The sequence below is a fragment of the Rubrivivax soli genome (assembly GCF_049810355.1).
GTDB lineage: Bacteria > Pseudomonadota > Gammaproteobacteria > Burkholderiales > Burkholderiaceae_C > Rubrivivax.
The window spans coordinates 5,258,614-5,278,182 of the sequence record NZ_CP187368.1 but is presented as its reverse complement, the minus strand read 5'-3'; the positions used below and the strand labels follow the sequence as shown (position 1 = coordinate 5,278,182).

Here is a 19,569-nt window from a genome sequence, read left to right as displayed (position 1 = left end):
GGTGCGGCATGCGGCCGCCGCGTGTCCGCGGTGTGGCCGCCGCGGTGCCTGCATACTGTGCGCGTGAGAACCATCGACGAAATGCTCCACCTGGATCTGTTGACCGCGCAGCAGCACGGCGAGATCGCGAGCTGGGTTCGTGCCGCCAGGACGCCGGAGGCGATCCTGGCCATGCCTCCGCACCTGTGGCGGGCGATCGAGTCCGCCAGCCTGGCCATGAACATCGATGCCGACCTGACCCGGTCGCCGTTGCTGGGGGCGGACCCGGCCTAGGCCCGGCCCGCCGTGTGGCGCTGCGCTGGCGTTGCAGGTGGCTGGTCGCCGCGTGGTCTTGCGCGCGCGTGCGTTCGCGCAGCAGCGCAGTGGCCGGCGGATGAACGTGCGGGCGCGACACGTCGGCCCGCTCCCCGCGGAAGACACGGCGGGCCGCTCGGATCTCGCGCCCGACCACCTGATCGCACGCGACCGGGCTCGCAACGCCGCAATGGCGCCCTGACAGTCGCCGGGCCCCGGCTCGCGCGCGTCCCTGCGGTGGCAACCGTCCGGCGACCGGACTCGCGCCCGGCAGTGCCGGTCGATGCCCCTGGCGATGAACGGCGCGCTGTCGCCACCGAAGAGCCCGTCGCGGCCCGCTGCGGGCACGCTTCACCGCGGTCGGGCGTCACACCAGCGAACCCGGCCTGGGCCTGATGTTCGGCAGGGATCCGGCCAAGGCCCTGGTTGGCCGGCCGCCGTGTGGCATCGAGCCATCGCCTGCCGTCTTCTCCTGAATGGGGTGTGATCGCCTCAAGGGGTCCGACCCGCAGTGCCGGCGCCCCGGAGGCCTCGGCCTGAGAGTGGCGTCCGCGCCGCGACGGCACATTGCCCGAAGGTGCATGTGCGGCGTCTGGCATGAGCGTACCGTCTCGTGGCAGCGAACAGGCGGGCCAGCGCCGCGCTGGACAGCGCTGCTGGAGCATACGACGGCACTGCGCGACGCGGCGCCCCAGGTTCCTGTGCATGCGCCATCGGCGACTCGAGACATGATGGAGTTGCAGCCAGTCGGGGGGATGCAGGTTGGACGTCGGTGCACCCGCCCACCCGACCAATGCCCGCGGGGGCGCACGCGCGAGCACTTCGGGCTGGCGGTCTGATCGCGCGGAGTGCCGCAAGCCGCACCGGCTCCAGAGTCCGCGGACATCCGTTGGCGCAGGTCGCTTCAGGGTCGAACTGCGTCGCCGGCGCGCGGCGGCGCACGGGCGCGGCAGCGTGGACTGGTGCGCCGCGGTTCAGTGGCTGTGGCACTGCCCGCCCAGTGCCTGGCGCAGGCTCTCGATGGCGGCAGGCATCTGCTCCTCGGCGAGGTTGGCGAAACCCAGCATCAGTGCAGGGCGCATGGGGCCTGAGGCGACGAAGTCACTCATCGGGCGGGGCAGCAGGCCGCGGCGGCGGGCACACTCGGCCACGGCGCGGTCGTCGGTGCCCTCGGGCAGCCAGCCGATCAGATGCAGACCGGCATTGAGCACCTCGATCTCGAGTTGCCCAGCCAGTGCCGGCCGGATCTGCTGCGCCAGGGCGTCCTGCCGGCGCCGGTAGAGCGTGCGCATCGCGCGCACATGCGACTCGAAGGCACCCGACTGGATCAGCCGCGCGACAGTCACCTGCGTCGACAGGCTGGGCGGCCGCGCGATCGAGTCGACCAGCCGCGCCATGACCTCGATGTAGCGGTGCGGCACCACCAGGTAGCCGATGCCCAGCGACGGCAGGAGCGTCTTGCTGAAGGTGCCGAAGTAGACGACGCGGCCATCCGGGTCCAGGCTCTGCAGCGACGGCGCTGGCGCGCCGCCGAAGCGGTACTCGCCGTCGTAGTCATCTTCCAGGATCAGCGCGCCGCGCTCGTTGGCCCAGCGCAGCAGCTCCAGCCTGCGGGCGAGGCTCATCGTGTGGCCCAGTGGCGCCTGCCGGGCCGGGGTGACATAGGCGAAGCGCGCGCCGTCGTCCAGGCGGCGGCCCTCGGCCACGACCATGCCTTCCTTGTCCACTGGCACCGCCGCGCAGCGCAGCCGCATCAGGGCGAAGGCCTTGCGCGCGCCGGGATAGCCCGGGTTCTCGGTCCAGGCGCCGTCGCCGGGGTTGGACAAGCCCAGAAGCACGAGGTGCAACGCCTGGTGCGTGCCCGAGATGATGAAGACCTGGGACGGGTCGCAGACCACGCCGCGGCTGGCGCCCAGGTAGGCCGCGATCTGCTCGCGCAGGATGGTCGCCCCTTCGGCCGGGCAGCGCGCGGCGCCCGATCGGATCAGCGCGAGCGACACCTGCCGCTGCACGCGGGCATACAGCAGGGCCGGGAAGGCGGCGATTGCCGGGATGCCGGGGTGGAAGGGCAAGGCGACGGCTCCGCGCTCGGGCCGCGCCGGTGCCGTGCCGTGCATGCGCTCGGCCAGATCGACGGCCAGGCCGTGGTCTGCATCGCCCGGCGCTGGCGCTCGGCGGGATCGCCAAGCCTGCACGTCGGGCAGCACCCGGGGCACGAAGGTGCCCGACTTCTCGTGACCGCTCAGATAGCCCTCGGACTTCAGCTGCTCGTAGGCCAGCGCCACCGTGGTGCGCGAGACATCCAGGTCGAGGGCGAAGCTGCGCGAGGCCGGCATGCGGGTGCCTGGCTCCAGCCGGCCCGAGATCACCAGTTCACGCAGGCCGCGGAACAGCTGCCGGCTCAGGGGCTCTGCACCGTCGCGGTCCAGGCTCAAGCCGGGGATCATCGCCCCTGCACTGCGTCTTGCCACGGCATCCCCCCGCTGGCGATCGATTCTGGCCTTTGACGATATTCGATTCTGGTTGTTCTCGCCAATCCACAATGGCCCCAACATGCCGCCCACGGTGCCCGGAACGGACTCGACAAGCACCAACGCGGAGACACGGCAGTGAACGACGAGACATGGCAGCGCCGCGATGCGCATGACGCATTGCACGCAGGCAGAGTGGCTTGGTGCCGCATGCGGAGCGGCCACTGATGGCGGCCGGTTACCTGCCCTTCCGGGCCGAGGTGTCCCCGCCCGCGCAGCCGCTGCCGGCGGGGGCCTGCGACTGCCACTTCCATGTGTTCGAGCCCGCCGCCGCTGCGGCCGCCGACTCGGACGCGCTGGCCTTTCCGCTGGCCGAGCCGCGCAGCTACACACCGACACCGGCCCCCCTGGCGGCCTACCGCGCGATGGCGGCGACGCTGGGGTTGCAGCGCGCGGTGCTGGTGCACCCCAGCGTGTTCGGGCGCGACCACGCAAGCTTCGAGCACCTGCTGTCCTCGTGCGGCGCCTGGATGCGCGGTGTTGCGGTGGCCTTTCCCGACACCCCGCTGCAGGACATCGAACGCTGGCACAGGCTCGGCACACGAGGCACGCGCTGCAATGCGCTGTTCGACGGCGGCGTGGACATGCGCGACCTGTCGGTGATCGTCGATCGCGTGCGCGGCTTCGGCTGGCACCTGCAGGTGCTGATGGACGTCGCCCGCGACCCGCAGCAGGTGCTGCAGTTGGCCGGGCTCGGCGTGCCGCTGGTGGTCGACCACCTGGGCCATGCGCCGGCAACGCAGGCCCTGCAAAGCCGAGGTTTCGGCAACCTGCTGTCGCTGGTGCGCGAGGGGCGCGCTTGGGTCAAGCTCTCGGGCCAGTACCGCATTTCGCCGCAGCGGTACGGCTTCAGCGATGTCGCTCCGCTGGTCGAGGCGCTGTTGCGAGCCAACCCGGCGCAACTGGTCTGGGGCAGCGACTGGCCGCATCCGGCCATCGCCGCGCCAATGCCCGACGACGGCCACCTCATCGACGCGCTGATCGCCGCCTGCAGCGCCGGAGAACTGCAGAAGGTGCTGGTCGACAATCCGACCCGCCTGTACTGGGCCGATTGAGCCCGCCACCGGATTCGACGTCCGCGCGGGCCTTCCCGCGCCGAAGCCCCCCGCCGACGACCCGCCAACAGCAGACCCAGGAGACGACCATGCACCGCCGCACCACGCTCAAGACCTTCGCCAGGACCTTTGCCACGATGGCCGCCGCTGCGGCGGCCCTGACCCTGCCGCCGCAGACCGCGGCGCAGGCCCCGACGATCATCAAGCTGGGCTGGACCACCTCCGACGGCGCGCAGGACCCCTACGCGGTCGGTGCGCGCGCCTTCAAGAGCGCGGTCGAGCGCGACAGCCGCGGCCGCATCGAGGTGCAGTTGTTCCCGAACCGCGCCCTCGGCGACGAGCGCCAGATGCTCGAGGGCATGCGCTTCGGCACCGTCGACGCCGGGATCATCACCAACGCCGTCATCGCACAGATCGAGCCGGCCTTCAGCATCAACGACCTGCCCTTCCTCTACGCCACCGAGTCGCAGGCCCACAAGGCCCTGGACGGCGCCATCGGGCAGGAACTGGCCGCCAAGCTGTCGAGCAAGGGCATCGTCGTGCTCGGCTTCATGGAGGGCGGCTTCCGCAACATGATCAACAACAAGCGCCCCGTGACGACGCCGGCCGACGTCAAGGGCGTGAAGTACCGCGTGATGCAGAACCCGGTGTTCATCGACATGTTCAACAGCCTGGGCGGCTCGGCTGTGCCCATGGCGTGGGGCGAGACCTTCACGGCGGTGCAGCAGGGCACCATCGACGGGCTGGAGATTCCGCTGGCCGTGATCGATGCCAACAAGTACTACGAGGTCACCAAGTTCCTGTCGCTGACCAACCACACCTATTCGGCCATCGGCCTGGTGATGAGCAAGCGTGCGCTCGACAAGCTGCCGGCCGACCTGCGCGGCACGGTCCAGTCGGCGGCCAGGAGCGCCACCGCCATCCAGCGCCAGGTGGCCGGCGCCGACGCCCAGAAGACTCTCGGCGCGCTCGAAAGGAACGGCATGAAGATCAACGCAGTCAGCAACGTGGCGGCCTTCCGTACCAGTGTCGCGCCCGTGTACGACAAGTTCCGCGCCAGTGGGCAAGCCGCGCTGCTCGACAAGGCGCTGGCCGCGGTCAAGTGACGTGACCGGCACGAAGCCCGCGCTGCGCGCAGCGTTCGACCACCTCGCCCGTGCGGTGCGGGCCGCGATCCTGCTGCTGGTGACAGCGATGCTGGTGACGCTGGCGCTGCAGGTGCTGATGCGTTACGGCGCGGGGCAGGCCCTGAGCTGGAGCGAGGAACTCGCGCTGCTGTGCTTCAGCTGGAGCATGCTGCTGGCCATTGCGCTGGGTGTTCGCGACGCCATCCACGTGCGGCTGGACCTGCTGGTCGGCCTGCTGCCCATGCCGCTGGCACAGGCCGCGGACAGGTTGGTGGCCCTCGTCATCGCCGCCATCGGCGTCTTCCTTGCGTGGTCGGGACAGAGCTACGTTGTCGACTCTCTCGGAGCGACCTCCGCGGCCATTGGCTACCCGACGGCCTGGCTGTACGCCTGCGCGCCCGTGTGCGGCGGGCTGATCGCGCTGTTCGCGTTCGAGCACCTGTTGCTGGGCGCCCCCCCGGCGGCGGCGGCTGCGCCGGCCAGCCCGGACTGAACGCGCGATGTCGACCACCGCCTGGATCCTGACCGCCGGCTTCGGCATCCTCGTCCTGCTGGGAGTGCCGTTCGCGTTCGCGATCGCGCTGTGCGTGATCGCCGTGGTGCTCGTCACCGGCATCGAGCCGATGCTGCTGCCGCAAACCGTGGTGGCCGGCACGCAGAGCTTCAGCTTGCTGGCGATCCCCTTCTTCATGCTCGCCGGCGAGTTGATGAGCGCCGGCGGCCTGTCGCAGCGGCTGGTGCGCGTGGCCGATGTCTTCGTGCGCCACCTGCCCGGCGGCATGGGCCTGGTGGTGGTGCTGGCGGCGCTGGTCTTCGCGGCCGTCAGCGGGTCGGCGCCGGCCACCACGGCGGCCATCGGCGCGGTGATGATCCCGGCGATGGCCGAGCGCGGCTACAGCAAGGCCTACGCGACGGCGCTGGTCGTGAGCGCTGGCGTGCTGGCACCGCTGGTTCCACCGTCCATCGCCTTCGTGATCTGGGGCGTCATCGCCGAACAGTCGATCAGCAAGCTCTTCCTGTCCGGCGTCGTTCCGGGGCTGCTGATGGCCGCCGGGATGATGCTGATCGTCGTCGTGCAGGCCTTGCGCGACCAGCGCCCGCGCGAGGCCCCGGCTTCGTGGCCGCAGCGACGGGCAGCGCTGCGCGAGGGCGTGTGGGCACTGCTGGCTCCCGCCGTGGTGCTGGGCGGCATCTACGGCGGCGCATTCACGCCCACCGAGGCGGCCGTGGTGGCATGCATCTACGCGCTCTGCGTCGGCCTTCTGATCGAACGAAGGCTGCGCTGCCGGGAACTGCCGGCGGTGGTGCTGCGCGCGATGTCGATCAGTGCGATCGTGATGGCCATCGTCGCGGTCTCCAACGGCTTCGGCTTCCTGGTCGCGCAGGAACAACTCGCGACCCGGCTGGCCAGTTGGCTCGCCACGCAGTTCCACGAACGCTGGAGCATGCTGCTGGCGCTGAACCTCGGCTTCTTCGCGCTGGCCGCCGTGATGGACGAGATCGCGATCATGGTGATCCTGGGACCGATGTTGATCAGCATCGGCAACCAGTTCGGCATCGACCCGGTGCACTTCGGCGCCATGATCGTCACCAACGTCGCCATCGGCATGGCCGCACCGCCCATCGGCTACTGCCTGTTCGTCGGCATGGCCATCGGCGGCGTCAGGTTGTGGCCGCTGGCGAAAGCCATCATGCCCTTCGTGCTGATGATGCTGGTGGTGTTGATGCTGGTGACCTACGTGCCGGCCTTCTCGCTCGCGCTGGTGCGCTGAGCAGCGCGTCGCGGCCCGGCTGCGACGGGTCAAGCAGCACGGCAGGCTTCCGCGCAGCGGCCGCTCGCGCAGGTCGGCTCCTGGCCGGCGGTCCACATGCATCCTCGACGTCCGAGAAACCGCAACCGCTGCAGGTCCGCCGCCCACGCGCAGGAACTCGGCGCCGGCCTGCAGTTGCCCGACAGCCCGGTCGCCCAGCGCTATTGCACGTCGAGGCAGTGCATCACGCGGCTCCTGCCCGCGCGCTTGGCGGCATACATGGCGTTGTCGGCCAGCCGCAGCAGTGGCATGGCCTGCGTCGCGTCGTGCGGTGCGAGCGCGTAGCCGATGCTGGCTGACACCGCCTGCGCGGAATGGCATGTCGCAGCGCAGGCGCGCACCGCGTCGAGCAGGTGCGCTGCCAGCCTGGTCGCGCCGGGAACGTCGTGCACGCTGGCCAACACCAGGAATTCGTCGCCACCGAAGCGCCCTACCGCATCGTCGGCCCGCACCGCAGCCTGCAGCGCCCGCGCCAGGGCCACCAGGAGAGCGTCGCCGGCGGCATGGCCAGCCACATCGTTCAGCGCCTTGAAGCCGTCGAGATCGATGAAGTACAGCGCCACCGGGCGGTCCGCGCATCGAGCGACCGCTGCATCGAGCCGCTCCATCATCGTGCGGCGGCTGAAGGCATCGGTGAGGTCGTCGCGCTCGACGCTGCGCGCCAGGCGCTGCTGTGTCTCGGTCAGGTCGTGGACGTCGATGGTCACCGTGTAGACGCCGACCACCGCGCCTTCGTCGCCGAAGTCGGGCACATAGCTGGTGCGCATCCAGCGCGGGCCCTGCGGCAGGTTCTGCACGAGGCGCGTGTACTGCACGGACTCACCGGCCAGCGCGCGGTCGAAAAAGGGCTTGTGCTCGGCCCAGAGCACCGCGCCGCGCACCTCGCCGAGCGGTCGACCCACCAACGCCGCCGCTCCTGCTCCAACCGCCTGCTGGTAGGCCAGGTTGACGAAGCGGATGCGGTACTCGCGATCGACGTACGTCAGCGGGTAAGGGATGTGTTCCGTGAATCGATCCAGGCGCTGGCGCGCGAGCCGCAGTTCCTCGCGCTCGACCACGTCGCGGTGGATGTCGAATGCGATGGTGTAGACCGCCTCCACCTCGCCGGCCTCGCCACGGTCGGGGAACACCTGCACGCGCGCCCAGCGCGCGCTGGCTGCCTGGTGGGTGAGGCGCCGCTCGTAACTCACGGTCTGGCCGGCAAACGCGCTGGCAAAGGCCTCGCGGGCCGCGGCCCACGCTTCGGGACCGTAGAGCTCAGCCAACGTGCACCCCAAGAGTTGCTCGGTGGGCCGTCCCGCCCATCGTGCGTAGGGGGCGTTGCAGAAGCGAAGGCGTGCATGCTGGCCGTCGGCCACCCAGCGCCCGATCGGCAGGTCGATGGCGTCGACCAGGCGCTCCGCTCGGTTGGCGGAGATCGCGCGCAGCAGGGTGTCGTCGGGATTCATGGCGGTGTGTGGGGACAGGATAGCCAAGTCGGTCGCAGTGCCAAAGTGCGTGACCGTGGTCGCCACGGGTCTACGTCGCGCCGGGAGCCGGTGTTCGCTCGGGGGTTCCTGCCCGATCCTCGGCAACCCGACCGCCCCCGCGGCGGCTGCCGCGGCCGTCGTCTGCCCGCTCGGCACCCATGCATTGTCTGGGGAGGCCTGCTCCGCACAGACGTCTGGACGGGCTCGACCAGGCCGATCATTGACACCCATGACGGCTTGCCGCCGGGAAGCGCAGGTTCACCTGGGCCTCGTCACCGGCCGCAACCGCGGCCCCGGGGGCCGCGCAGCAGAGGTCGGCGACACGGTGCCGATGGTGGTGAAGTGCAGTCCGAACTCGGGCAAGCACGGCCAGGTGCAGTCGCCGGGTGGCACTTCGACTGACCGACATCCTTCGGGCAGAAGTCATCGTTCCGGGGCGCACCTGCAGCGCCTGGCGTTCTCCTCAGACGCAGCCCAGGAGCCGCCTGAGGAGCCAACGGCAGACCGAGTCGAAACCGGTGTTGATGCAGTCGATGTCGGCTCGGGCCGGAGCGCCGGCGAGCGCCTCCGTCGCGGCAAGGATGTCATTGCGACACCGTGGGCCGGCCGGCGCTCCATTGCCCGAGGTCGATGCGACGCCATGCGACGGCCCGCATGGCGAGGCGGACCGGCGACCGGAACTCGTCCTCGGCCATCAGCCGGTGAATCGTCGACCTGCCGCATCCGGTCATGCGCACGACGGCGGCCCACGCCGCGATGTCCTGCTCCTGCAGGTCGATCAGTTCGGCCTCGTCGGGCGACTGCTCGGGCGCGTCGACTCGTCGGCCGGGTGCATGGACTCGGGCCCGCTCGTCTCGGCGAGGCTGACCTCCAGCGCCCGCTCGGGCGGCACCGGTTCGCACGGCGCCACGCGCTCCTTCGGCAGCCTGCTGATCGACGACGGCTTCGACAGCTTCAACGGCCAGGCCGGCGTTGAGCCCGACCCACAACACCGGAAGCCGGTGCACCTGCCGATCTCGTCATTCCGCGCCAGCTTCCGCGGACACGGTGTGCCGGGTGCGCCCCCGCGCTCGATCCCGCACGCATCCGCAGGTCGGCCCAACGATCGCTTGTAGGATGTCGCCACCCCGATTGCCGCCCAGCGCCATCGGCCAGGCTCGCAGCCGGAAAATGTGGGGGTATGCGTCGGGGTACCGCCGAGACGACAGGGAATCAAGTTCAACAAGAACAGCTGCTTAGGACCGCCTTGAAACTCGCCACCTGGAACGTCAACTCCCTCGCCGTTCGGCTGCCGCAACTGCTGGACTGGCTGGCCGCCAACCCGGTGGATGCCATCGTGCTGCAGGAGACCAAGCTCACCGACGACAAGTTTCCGCATGCCGAGATCGAGGCGGCGGGTTATGCCGTGCAATGGCACGGCCAGAAGACCTACAACGGCGTCGCGCTGCTCAGCCGCAGCGGCGCGCTGGACGTGGTGAAGAACATTCCCGGCTTCGCCGACGAGCAGGCCCGCGTGATCGCAGGCACGGTGGACGGGGTGCGCGTGATCGGCGGCTACTTCCCGAACGGCCAGGCGCCCGACAGCGAGAAGTTCGTCTACAAGATGCGCTGGCAGGACGCGCTGCACGACTGGGTGCAGGGCGAACTCGCGCGCCACGCACAGCTGGTGCTGATGGGCGACTTCAACGTGGCGCCGGAGGATCGCGACGTGTACGACCCGGTGGCCTGGGCGGGCCAGATCCACTGCACGCCGGAAGAGCGCGCGCAGTTCCAACGCCTGCTGGCGCTGGGCCTGGTGGACGCCTTCCGGTTGTTCGAGCAGCCGCCCAAGAGCTGGAGCTGGTGGGACTACCGCAACCTGGCCTTCCGCAAGAACCAGGGGCTGCGCATCGACCACATCCTCGTCAGCGCGGCCTTGCAGCCGCGTGTGCAGGCGTGTGCCATCGACAAGCTGCCGCGCAAGAACGAGCGGCCCAGCGACCATGCGCCCGTGGTGCTGACGATCGCCTGAACCGCGGACTCGCGCCGCGGCGTGCGCTCAGTCCTCCAGGCCGAGTTCCTGGATCTTGCGCGTGATGGTGTTGCGGCCGATGCCGAGCTTCTGTGCGGCCTCGATGCGGCGGCCGCGGGTCAGGTCGAGCGCGGTGTGGATCAGCTGCCCCTCGAACTGGCGCGTCAGCGCGTCCCACACCTCGGCCTCGCCGGCTTCCAGCCGGCGGCGGGCCTCGCGCTCCAGATCGCCCAGCCACGACGGCGCCTGGGCCGGAGGCAGTGCGTCGGCAGCAGCGGCACCAGGGATGACGGCGGCCGCGGCGTGCACGGCCTGCACCGCTGCAGCCGGTTCGGGCGTGCCCGCCGCCAGCGGCGCCGGCGCCGGCCGTGACTCGGGCAGCGCCAGCAGTTCCGGCGGCAGGTCCTTGGGCTCGACCACCTGTGCCGGCGCCATCACCGTGAGCCAGTGGCAGACGTTCTCGAGCTGGCGCACGTTGCCGGGGAACTCGAAGTCCTGCAGCCGGGCGATGGCGGCGTCCGTGATGCGCTTGGCCTCCACGCCCAGTTCGCGCGCGCTCTTCTGCAGGAAGAAGCGGGTCAGCATCGCGATGTCTTCGCGGCGCTCGCGCAGCGCCGGCAGGCGCAGGCGGATCACGTTCAGTCGGTGGTACAGGTCTTCGCGGAAGACGCCGTCCTTGACACGCAGTTCCAGGTTCTGGTGGGTGGCGGCGATGACGCGCACGTTGGTCTTCAGCGGCTGGTGCCCACCGACGCGGTAGAACTGCCCGTCGCTCAGCACGCGCAGCAGGCGTGTCTGCAGGTCGAAGGGCATGTCGCCGATCTCGTCGAGGAACAGCGTGCCGCCATCGGCCTGCTCGAAGCGGCCGCGGCGCATGGTCTGCGCGCCGGTGAAGGCACCGCGCTCGTGGCCGAACAGTTCGCTCTCCAGCAGGTCCTTCGGGATCGCCGCGGTGTTGATGGCGACGAACGGCCCCTGCCCGCGCGGGCTGTGCTTGTGCAGCGCGCGCGCCACCAGTTCCTTGCCCGAGCCGCTCTCGCCGGTGATCAGCACCGTGACGTTGCTCTGGCTCAGCCGGCCGATGGCGCGGAACACGTCCTGCATCGCGGGCGCCTGCCCCAGCATCTCGGGCATGGCCTTGTCGACGGTGTCCCGCACCTCCTCGCGCAGGCTCTCGTCGACCGCGCGACGGATCAGTTCCACCGCCTTGGTCAGGTCGAATGGCTTGGGCAGGTACTCGAAGGCCCCGCCCTGGAAGGCGCTGACGGCGCTGTCCAGGTCGGAGAAGGCCGTCATGATGATCACCGGCAGGCCCGGCAGGCGCGCCTTGACCTTGCTCAGCAGGTCGATGCCCGAGCCGCCGGGCATGCGGATGTCGCTGACCAGCACCTGCGGTTCGTCGTCGTCCAGCGCGGCGAGCACGTCGCGCCCGCTGCTGAAGCTGCGCACGGTGAACTGCTCGCGTGCCAGCGCCTTCTCGAGCACGAAGCGGATGGATTGGTCGTCGTCAACGATCCAGATGGGTTTCATGCAGGCGGCAGCACGTTAGCAGTTCGAGGTGGGCTTCAAGGCAGCGGGATCAGGATCTTGAAGACCGTCCGGCCCGGGACGCTGTCGCATTCGATCGTGCCCTGGTGTTGCTGCACGAAGGTCTGCGCCAGCGTCAAGCCGAGGCCCGATCCGTTTTCGCGCCCCGATACCAGGGGGTGGAAGATGCGATCCCGGATGGCCTCGGGCACGCCCGGCCCGTTGTCCTGGATATGCAATTCCAGTGCCAGTCGAAAGCGCTGCCGGCCGAACGTGGCCTGGCGGGCCACGCGCGTGCGCAGCACGAGCTCGGCGTCGCCCCGCGCGATGCGGCCGGTGAACGGCGACGCGTCGTCGGCGGCACCGCCGGCCAGCGCCTGCGTCGCGTTGTGCGCGATGTTCAGCACCGCCTGGATCAGCTGCTCGCGGTCGCCGCGGAACTCGGGGATCGACGTGTCGTAGTCGCGCTCCACCTTCAGGCCGCGTGGATACTCGGCCAGCACCAGCGAGCGCACGCGTTCGCAGATCTCGTGGATGTTGACGTCACCCACCACGTGCGGGCGGCGGTGCGGCGCCAACAGCCGGTCGACCAGGGCCTGCAGCCGGTCGGCCTCGTGGATGATGACCTGCGTGTACTCGGTCAGCTCCTTCGAGCTGACCTCCATCGCGAGCAGCTGCGCCGCGCCGCGGATGCCGCCCAGCGGGTTCTTGATCTCGTGGGCGAGGTTGCGCACCAGCTCCTTGTTGGCCTGCGCGAGGCCGTGGGCGCGTTCCTCGCGGTCCAGCCGCGTCTGCTGCTCGACCTCGATCAGCTCCACGAGCACGCGGTCGCCGCGGTCGAGCTGGCTGACGATCACGTGCACCGGCAGCTCGGGGCTGTTCGCACCCAGCGCCACCGGGCGCTTCATCACGGCGTCGAAACGGCCGCTGGCGACCTCGTTGCGCGCCACCATCTCCAGCGTCTCGCGCAGCTGCAGCGGATCGGTCAGCCAGTCGAAGACGCTGCCGCGCTGCAGCGAGCGCCGCGACATGCCGATCAGGTTCTCGAGCGCCGAGTTGGCCAGCAGGCAGCGACCGTCGGGCCGGGCGATGGCCACCATGGTGGCCAGTTGGTCGAAGGCTTCGTAGCCGGCCAGGGTGGGCGTGTCGCTCATCAGGAGGGATTGGGGTCGCGGTTCAGGGTGGCAGCTTGCTCAGCTCGCGCCGCAGGGCCGCGATGTCGGCTTCCTTGCGTGCGATGGCGGCCTTCATCTCGGCCACGCGGTCGAGGTAGCGCTGGTAGTTGCGCTCGTCGCCGCGGCGCTCGGGCTCGCCGTTGTTGAAGTCCTTCTGCAGCGCGGCGAGCCGGTCTTCCTCGCGCCGCAGCTCATCGGACAGGATGCGGCGGGCGTCGGTGTCGCGCGCACGCTGGTCGGCGGGGTCGACACGGGCCTCGCCGGGGCGCGCGGTGGAAGCCGCCGGCGCGGGCCGCGGGCGCGGTGCCTGGATCACGGTGATCGGAGCGCCTTCGATGGTGGTGCAACCCTTGTCGCGCGCCTCCTGCGCCGAGAGCGCATCGGTGTACAGCACGGGGGGCCCCGGGCACTTGTAGACCACGGTCTGGGCCGATGCCGGCACCGGCGCGAAGACGAGAGCGAGGGCGGCGGCGCGCAGCGGGCGTGTCATGTCCATGGCCGGGGATTGTGGCGCACACAAGTGAAGAAGGGGACGGCAAGCCGTCCCCTTCCGTGCTGCGCTGCGCGCTGCTTACAGCGTGTAGTACATGTCGAACTCGACCGGATGCGTTGCCATGCGGAAGCGCGTCACTTCCTGCATCTTCAGGTCGATGTAGGCGTCGATGTAGGCGTCGGTGAAGACACCGCCCTTGGTCAGGAACGCACGGTCCTTGTCCAGGTAGTCCAGAGCCTGGTCGAGACTGTTGCAGACGGTCGGGATCTTGGCGTCCTCTTCCGGCGGCAGGTGGTACAGGTCCTTGGTGGCGGCTTCGCCCGGGTGGATCTTGTTCTCGACGCCGTCCAGGCCGGCCATCAGCAGCGCGGCGAAGCCCAGGTACGGGTTCATCAGGGGATCGGGGAAGCGGGCTTCCACGCGACGGCCCTTGGGATTGGCGACGTACGGGATGCGGATCGAGGCCGATCGGTTCTTCGCCGAGTACGCCAGCTTCACCGGCGCCTCGAAGCCGGGCACCAGGCGCTTGTAGCTGTTGGTGCCGGGGTTGGTGATGGCGTTCAACGCGCGTGCGTGCTTGATGATGCCGCCGATGTAGAACAGCGCGAACTCGCTCAGGCCGGCATAGCCGTCACCGGCGAACAGGTTGACACCGTCCTTCCAGACCGACTGGTGCACGTGCATGCCGCTGCCGTTGTCGCCGACGATGGGCTTGGGCATGAAGGTGGCCGTCTTGCCGTAGGCATGGGCCACGTTGTGGATCACGTACTTCTGCAGCTGCACCCAGTCGGCGCGCTGGATCAGCGTGCTGAACTTCGTGCCGATTTCCATCTGGCCGGCGTTGGCGACCTCGTGGTGGTGCACCTCGACCGGAATGCCCAGCGACTCCAGGATCAGGCACATCTCCGAGCGGATGTCCTGGCCCGAGTCAACCGGCGGCACCGGGAAGTAGCCGCCCTTGACCGCCGGGCGGAAGCCGGTGTTGCCGTGCTCGTATTCCTTGCCGGTGTTCCAGGCGGCTTCTTCCGACTCGATCTTCGAGAAGCAGCCCGACATGTCGTTGCCCCAGCGCACGCTGTCGAACACGAAGAACTCGGGTTCCGGGCCGAAGTAGGCGGCGTCGCCCAGGCCGGTGCTCTTCATGTAGGCCTCGGCGCGCTTGGCCAGGCTGCGCGGATCGCGCTCGTAGGGCTTGCCGTCGGCGGGATCGACCACGTCGCAGGTCAGGATCAGCGTCGGCTCTTCGAAGAAGGGGTCGATGTTGGCGGTGTTCGGGTCGGGCATCAGCTGCATGTCCGACGCCTCGATGCCCTTCCAGCCGGCGATCGACGAACCGTCGAAGGCGTGGCCGTCGGTGAACTTGCCTTCGTCGAAATGGGACACCGGCACGCTGACGTGCTGTTCCTTGCCGCGGGTGTCGGTGAAGCGGAAGTCAACGAACTTGATCTCGTTGTCCTTCACCATCTTCATCACGTCGGCAACGGTCTTTGCCATGCAGATCTCTCCTAGCGGGGCTCTTGAGGTGGGTTGTGTTCTGGGCGACACCAGGGAGACCCCCAGGGCGCACAGGAATGTAGCAGAAAGCGTGCCCGATTCTGGGACGCGGCAGGCCGTGCGCCGACCCCTCTGGCCGAGGGAAAAACAGCCTCTTCGACCGTGCGGCTCAGAACGGTGCGCGGCAGCTTTCCAACTTGGTGCGCCTCAGCGCACCAACTCGGGGCCCAAGCGACCGCCGAGCGCGAGCACGCCGTCACGCAGGGCGGCGAACGCGGCGTCCAGCCGGTCGTCGCCGCCCTTCACGCCCAGCTCGATGTGCCGGCCGTGCTGCGGGTGGTCGACGCTCGGCAGGCTGAAGACCTTGATCCCGGGGAACCGCGCCTCGACCTCTTCCATCAGCGGCGTGAGCGTCGCCTCCATCGCGCCGTAGACGATGACCGAGCGTTCTCGCTGCTGCGCGCCACCGCGCAGGTGGGCGTAGGCGGTGCTGTCCAGCACCGACTCGATCATCGGCCACGCCATCACCGGGAAGCCCGGCACGAAGTGCACGTGGTCGACGCTGAAGCCCGGAATCTTGTTGTACGGGTTGGCGATGATGGCGGCGCCCTCGGGGAACGTGCCCATGTTGAGACGGTGCAGGTTGTCGGCCCGATCGGGTTCGTAGGGCAGGCCTTGTTCGGCCGCGGTGTCGCGGATGCGCTCCTGGATCAGCCGCTTCGCCTCGGGGTGCAGCGCCAGCGGGCGGCCGAGTGCCGCGGCGGCGCACTGCCGCGTGTGGTCGTCGGGCGTGGCGCCGATGCCGCCGCAGCTGAACACCAGGTCGCCGCTGGCGAAGGCATGCCGCAGCGCCTCGGTGATGCGCGCGCGGTCGTCACCGACGTACCGGGCCCAGGCCAGCTGCAGGCCGCGCGCGGCGAGCAGTTCGATGACCTTGGGCAGGTGCTTGTCCTGGCGCTTGCCCGACAGGATCTCGTCGCCGATGATGATGAGGCCGATGTTCATAGGGCAGGCAGGGCTTCGTGGGTGTCGGGCAGCGGTGCCGGCGGCAGCGCGTCGTGGCGCTGGCGCTGCAGCGCGGCCAGCGTGAAGTGGGCGAACCAGCAGGCAGCGAAGGCGAAGACCAGCGTGTACAGCCACACCGACACCAGCACCAGCAGCGGCGCGAAGATCAGCGCCGCCGCGCTCGCGGCCCAGATCAGCGACGGCACGGCGCCCAGGTAGCCGCAGACCACGCCCATCGCCAGCAACGGCCAGCGCTGCTCGCGCAGCAGCTGACGGCGCTCGGCGGCGCTGGCATGGTCGGCCAGCATGTCGAAGGCGTAGACGCGGTAGGTCAGCCAGCCCCAGATCAACGGCGGCAGCACCAGCACCAGCGGCGGCACGAACCACAGCGGAATGCTCAGCACCAGCGCCGCCACGGCCGCCACCGTGCAGGCCAGGCTCCAGGCCAGGCCCTGCCACCAGGTGCCGCCCTGCTTGCGTTCCAGGTGCGGGAAGCGCCGCGACGCCACCAGGTTCACCACGGCCGGCGTCATCACCAGCGCCACCAGCAGCAGCGAGACCAGCACCACCACGGGCACCGACAGCGCGACCACGATCATCGGCGCCACCAGCGTGCGCAGGCCCTGGGCGCCCATGGTGTCCAGCCAGTGCAGCAGCGCCGACACCAGCGACCACTGCTCCAGCGTCGCGCGCACCGCGGCCACGGCGGCTTCCCAGTACGCCAGCCCGACGGCGAAGCAGGCGCCGCCGGCAAGCAGCAGCGGCAGCAGCGACCACAGGATGATGCGCGGGTGCACGCAGTAGGCCGCAGCGCGCCAGAAGCTGTCGAAGAGCTGCTGCATCGAGGCGGTCATGTCGAACGCGGCGCCACCAGCCGCTGCAGCGCACGCCACTGCTGCGACCAGAAGCCGCGCCCGTAGTCGCGGCCCGCGAGCTGGTCGCGGATGCCGGTGGGGTCGTAGCGCTCGTCGAAGCGCGCGCTGCCGAAGACCATGTCCCACACCGGAAAGAGCACGGCGAAGTTGTGCCCGCCCATCGTGCCCGGTCCGTACGACTCGTGGCCGATGCCAATGGTGTGGTGCAGCCGGTGGAACCTGGGGCTCACCAGCAGCCGGCCCAGCAGCGGGCCGAACGACAGGCGCACGTTGGCGTGCGACAGGCTTTCCAGCAGTTGCGTGCAGGCCACCACGGCCACGAACTGCGCCGGCGGAATGCCCACCAGCAGTGCGACGACGACGAAGATGCTGTCGCGCAGCACGTCGTCCAGCAGGTGGTTGCGGTTGTCGGACCACATCGTCATCTGGCGCTGGCTGTGGTGCACCGCATGCAGCTCCCACCACCAGCCGAAGCGGTGCTGCGCGCGATGCAGCCAGTAGTCCACCAGGTCGAACAGCAGCAGGTACAGCACGAAGCTGACCACCGCATGGTCGGTGATGCCGGGCCAGGCGTCGTCGAGCGACCAGGTCGGCAGTCCGGCCACGCGCAGTTCGCCGATCAGGCTGTCCCACGACGGCCCGAGGCTGAAGAACAGCGCCACGCGGAACAGGCCCAGGCGATGGATCAGCGTGTAGAGCACGTCCACGCGCACGGCGGCGCGGTCGGTGACCGGCTCCACCGGGCGCCAGCGTTCCAGTGCACGGAACAGCGTCAGCATCACCGCGATCTGCAGCAGCCCGACCAGCAGCCAGCCGGTGGCGCGGTACCCGTCTTCCAGCAGGTTGCCGAAGCCGGCGTGGAACAGCAGCGGCTGCGTCACGGTCTCGAACAGCCACTGCTGGGCGGAGAGGAACAACTCGACGGGGTCCAGGGTCATCGTCCGGGTTCAGGAAGCGCGCGCCGCAGCGCCCAGGCGCGGGTGATCGCGCAGCGTCGCAAAACACAGGCCACGGGCCTTCAGGCCGACGATCAGCGGCTCCAGCACCGCCGGCGCCCAGGCGTCGCGCCGCGACCAGATGCCCAGGTGGGCGAGCAGGATGTCGCCGGGCTGCACGTTCTTCAGCGCACGCTGCAGCAGCACCTGGTTCGGGTACGTCTCGCTGGGCAGTTCGTCACCCAGGAAACCTGCCGGCGACCAGCCCACGTGTGTCCAGCCGCAATCACGGGCCGCGGCGAGCAGCGCCGGCGACGTCTTGCCGCCGGGTGCACGGAAGATGCGCGCCATCGGCTGCCCGGTGAGCGCCTGGAAGCGCTCGGCCGGCCGCGCGAGCGCGGCGCAGTAGGCGGCGGCGTCCAGCGTGCGCGGCTTGCCGGCGTGGTCGCCGGCCGTCGGGCGCACGCGGAAGCCGCCGCGCACGTCGGCCTGCCACACGTCGTGGTCCCAGGTGTGCGAGCCGAACGCGTGGCCCTCGGCAGCGCGCGCGCGCCACCACGCCGCCCACTGGTCGTCGAGGCTGCTGCCGCCGGTCTTGGTGCGTTCGTTGGCGAGGAAGAAGGTGACCGGCACGCGGTGGCGCTGCAGCACGTCGGCCACCAGCGGCGCCACCTCCATGTGACCGGTGTCGAAGGTCAGGTAGACCGGCCGTTCGCCGGGCTGGCAGGCCGCGGCCGGCAGCGCCGTCAGCGCCAGCAGCAGCGCTTCAGCGCGGCGCATGGTCCAGCGTCCACACGCCGTGCGGCGAGCGGCCGACCTTGACCTGGCGCACCACGCGCCGTGTCTCCAGGTCGATGAAACTCAGCCTGCGCGCCCAGCGCGAGCTGACCATCAGCGTGCGGCCGTCTGCGCTGAGCTCCATGCAGTCCGGCCCGCCGGGTCCGGGGTACTCGCCGACCACGGTGAGCGTGTGCGTGTCGATCTGGCTGATGGTGTTGGCCACGCGGTTGCTGACGAAGACGTGGCGCTTGTCGCCGCGCGAGCGGAACGCGTGCGCGCCGTCGCCGGTGGCGATGCGCTTGACCAGCCGCGGCGCGGCGCCGCTCACGTCCCAGGCCTCGACGAAGCGGTCGCCGGTCAGGCCCACCAGCAGCGTGCGGTCGTCGGCCGTCAGGTGCAGATCGGCGGGCATCTTGCCGACCTTCACCTTCCAGCGCGGTGCCTGCGTGGCCAGGTCGATCGCCAGCAGTTCGTCGCTGTCCTGCAGCGAGACGTAGACCAGGGTGCTCCTGCTGTCGATCGCGAGGTGGCTGGGCGTGCGCGGCGCCTCGATGCGCTTGACCAGCTTCAGCGGCGCCTCGGCGTCGGCCGGCACCCAGTGGTACAGGTCGACGTGGTTGAGGCGGTTCGCCGCGGTCACGAACCACTTCATGTCGGGGGAGAACCGCAGGTGGTACGGGTCGATGATGTCGCGCAGCGTGCGCTGCACCACGCCGGTGGCGGGGTCCAGGAAGGTGAGCGAGTTGCCGGTGGCGTTGGCGACGATCAGGCTCTTCTCGTCCGGACTCAGGTACAGGTGGTGCGGCTCCTTGCCGGTCGGGATGCGGCGCACCTCGGTGAACGTGGTGCCGTCGATCATGCTGATCGTCGCGTCCTGCGAGTTCAGCACGAAGATCGGCCGCGCCGCCGCAGCGGTCAGCGGCAGGCACAGCACCACCAGCGCTGCCAGCAGGCGCAACACCGGATTCAAGACGTGACCACGCCGCA

The 19,569-nt window shown here is 70.0% G+C and carries 18 protein-coding genes; 6 read left to right on the top strand and 12 right to left on the bottom strand.

Annotated features, from left to right (window positions below; genetic code table 11):
• Nucleotides 1-63: 63 nt before the first annotated feature.
• Nucleotides 64-273, top strand: coding sequence for a hypothetical protein (locus ACPOLB_RS24340; RefSeq protein ID WP_425258636.1), 210 nt, complete (start codon nucleotides 64-66; stop codon nucleotides 271-273).
• A gap of 995 nt (nucleotides 274-1,268) precedes the next feature.
• On the opposite strand, the gene ACPOLB_RS24335 is transcribed toward ACPOLB_RS24340, so the two are convergent.
• Complete coding sequence (locus ACPOLB_RS24335) at nucleotides 1,269-2,939, bottom strand: PLP-dependent aminotransferase family protein (RefSeq protein ID WP_425258635.1); 1,671 nt, start codon at nucleotides 2,937-2,939, stop codon at nucleotides 1,269-1,271.
• A gap of 53 nt (nucleotides 2,940-2,992) precedes the next feature.
• On the opposite strand from ACPOLB_RS24335, the gene ACPOLB_RS24330 reads away from it, so the two are divergent.
• The 4 genes from ACPOLB_RS24330 to ACPOLB_RS24315 all read left to right on the top strand — a co-directional run bounded on the left by ACPOLB_RS24330 (nucleotide 2,993) and on the right by ACPOLB_RS24315 (nucleotide 6,779).
• Nucleotides 2,993-3,880: an amidohydrolase family protein gene (locus ACPOLB_RS24330; protein WP_425258634.1), complete on the top strand. Its 888-nt coding sequence runs from the start codon at nucleotides 2,993-2,995 to the stop codon at nucleotides 3,878-3,880.
• A gap of 89 nt (nucleotides 3,881-3,969) precedes the next feature.
• Nucleotides 3,970-4,986 carry a TRAP transporter substrate-binding protein gene (locus ACPOLB_RS24325; protein WP_425258633.1) on the top strand — a complete coding sequence of 339 codons (1,017 nt, stop codon included), beginning with the start codon at nucleotides 3,970-3,972 and terminating at the stop codon, nucleotides 4,984-4,986.
• Nucleotide 4,987: 1 nt separating this feature from the next.
• Nucleotides 4,988-5,500 (top strand): TRAP transporter small permease, encoded by a 513-nt coding sequence (locus ACPOLB_RS24320; RefSeq protein WP_425258632.1) that lies wholly within the window; start codon nucleotides 4,988-4,990, stop codon nucleotides 5,498-5,500.
• 7 nt (nucleotides 5,501-5,507) lie between these two features.
• Entirely contained in the window at nucleotides 5,508-6,779 is a 1,272-nt protein-coding gene (locus tag ACPOLB_RS24315) for a TRAP transporter large permease (protein WP_425258631.1), read from the top strand.
• Between the two features lie 200 nt (nucleotides 6,780-6,979).
• Here ACPOLB_RS24315 and ACPOLB_RS24310 read toward each other — a convergent pair whose 3' ends face one another.
• Nucleotides 6,980-8,266 carry a diguanylate cyclase gene (locus ACPOLB_RS24310; RefSeq protein WP_425258630.1) on the bottom strand — a complete coding sequence of 429 codons (1,287 nt, stop codon included), beginning with the start codon at nucleotides 8,264-8,266 and terminating at the stop codon, nucleotides 6,980-6,982.
• A 605-nt stretch (nucleotides 8,267-8,871) separates the two neighbouring features.
• Nucleotides 8,872-8,982 (bottom strand): hypothetical protein, encoded by a 111-nt coding sequence (locus ACPOLB_RS24305; protein WP_425261964.1) that lies wholly within the window; start codon nucleotides 8,980-8,982, stop codon nucleotides 8,872-8,874.
• Between the two features lie 551 nt (nucleotides 8,983-9,533).
• Between ACPOLB_RS24305 and xth the strand changes: the two genes are divergently transcribed.
• Nucleotides 9,534-10,298, top strand: a complete 765-nt coding sequence (xth, locus tag ACPOLB_RS24300; protein ID WP_425258629.1) for an exodeoxyribonuclease III — start codon at nucleotides 9,534-9,536, stop codon at nucleotides 10,296-10,298.
• A 27-nt stretch (nucleotides 10,299-10,325) separates the two neighbouring features.
• Here xth and ntrC read toward each other — a convergent pair whose 3' ends face one another.
• The 9 genes from ntrC to ACPOLB_RS24255 all read right to left on the bottom strand — a co-directional run bounded on the left by ntrC (nucleotide 10,326) and on the right by ACPOLB_RS24255 (nucleotide 19,552).
• Nucleotides 10,326-11,828, bottom strand: coding sequence for a nitrogen regulation protein NR(I) (gene ntrC / locus ACPOLB_RS24295; protein ID WP_425258628.1), 1,503 nt, complete (start codon nucleotides 11,826-11,828; stop codon nucleotides 10,326-10,328).
• A gap of 35 nt (nucleotides 11,829-11,863) precedes the next feature.
• Nucleotides 11,864-12,979 carry a nitrogen regulation protein NR(II) gene (gene glnL, locus ACPOLB_RS24290; protein ID WP_425258627.1) on the bottom strand — a complete coding sequence of 372 codons (1,116 nt, stop codon included), beginning with the start codon at nucleotides 12,977-12,979 and terminating at the stop codon, nucleotides 11,864-11,866.
• Nucleotides 12,980-13,001: 22 nt separating this feature from the next.
• Nucleotides 13,002-13,496: a hypothetical protein gene (locus ACPOLB_RS24285; protein ID WP_425258626.1), complete on the bottom strand. Its 495-nt coding sequence runs from the start codon at nucleotides 13,494-13,496 to the stop codon at nucleotides 13,002-13,004.
• A gap of 75 nt (nucleotides 13,497-13,571) precedes the next feature.
• Nucleotides 13,572-14,987: a type I glutamate--ammonia ligase gene (gene glnA, locus ACPOLB_RS24280; protein ID WP_425258625.1), complete on the bottom strand. Its 1,416-nt coding sequence runs from the start codon at nucleotides 14,985-14,987 to the stop codon at nucleotides 13,572-13,574.
• Nucleotides 14,988-15,194: 207 nt separating this feature from the next.
• Nucleotides 15,195-15,992, bottom strand: a complete 798-nt coding sequence (locus ACPOLB_RS24275) for a competence/damage-inducible protein A (protein WP_425258624.1) — start codon at nucleotides 15,990-15,992, stop codon at nucleotides 15,195-15,197.
• A complete protein-coding gene (locus ACPOLB_RS24270) occupies nucleotides 15,989-16,846 on the bottom strand; it encodes an EI24 domain-containing protein (protein WP_425258623.1) in 858 nt (285 codons plus the stop codon). Before ACPOLB_RS24270 ends, ACPOLB_RS24275 begins: the two co-directional genes overlap by 4 nt.
• Nucleotides 16,843-17,805, bottom strand: coding sequence for a sterol desaturase family protein (locus ACPOLB_RS24265; RefSeq protein WP_425258622.1), 963 nt, complete (start codon nucleotides 17,803-17,805; stop codon nucleotides 16,843-16,845). Before ACPOLB_RS24265 ends, ACPOLB_RS24270 begins: the two co-directional genes overlap by 4 nt.
• A gap of 9 nt (nucleotides 17,806-17,814) precedes the next feature.
• The gene (locus tag ACPOLB_RS24260) at nucleotides 17,815-18,582 is read right to left on the bottom strand and encodes a polysaccharide deacetylase family protein (RefSeq protein ID WP_425258621.1); all 768 of its coding nucleotides are present in this window, start codon (nucleotides 18,580-18,582) and stop codon (nucleotides 17,815-17,817) included.
• Nucleotides 18,569-19,552 (bottom strand): YncE family protein, encoded by a 984-nt coding sequence (locus ACPOLB_RS24255; RefSeq protein ID WP_425258619.1) that lies wholly within the window; start codon nucleotides 19,550-19,552, stop codon nucleotides 18,569-18,571. Before ACPOLB_RS24255 ends, ACPOLB_RS24260 begins: the two co-directional genes overlap by 14 nt.
• Between the last annotated feature and the right edge of the window lie 17 nt (nucleotides 19,553-19,569).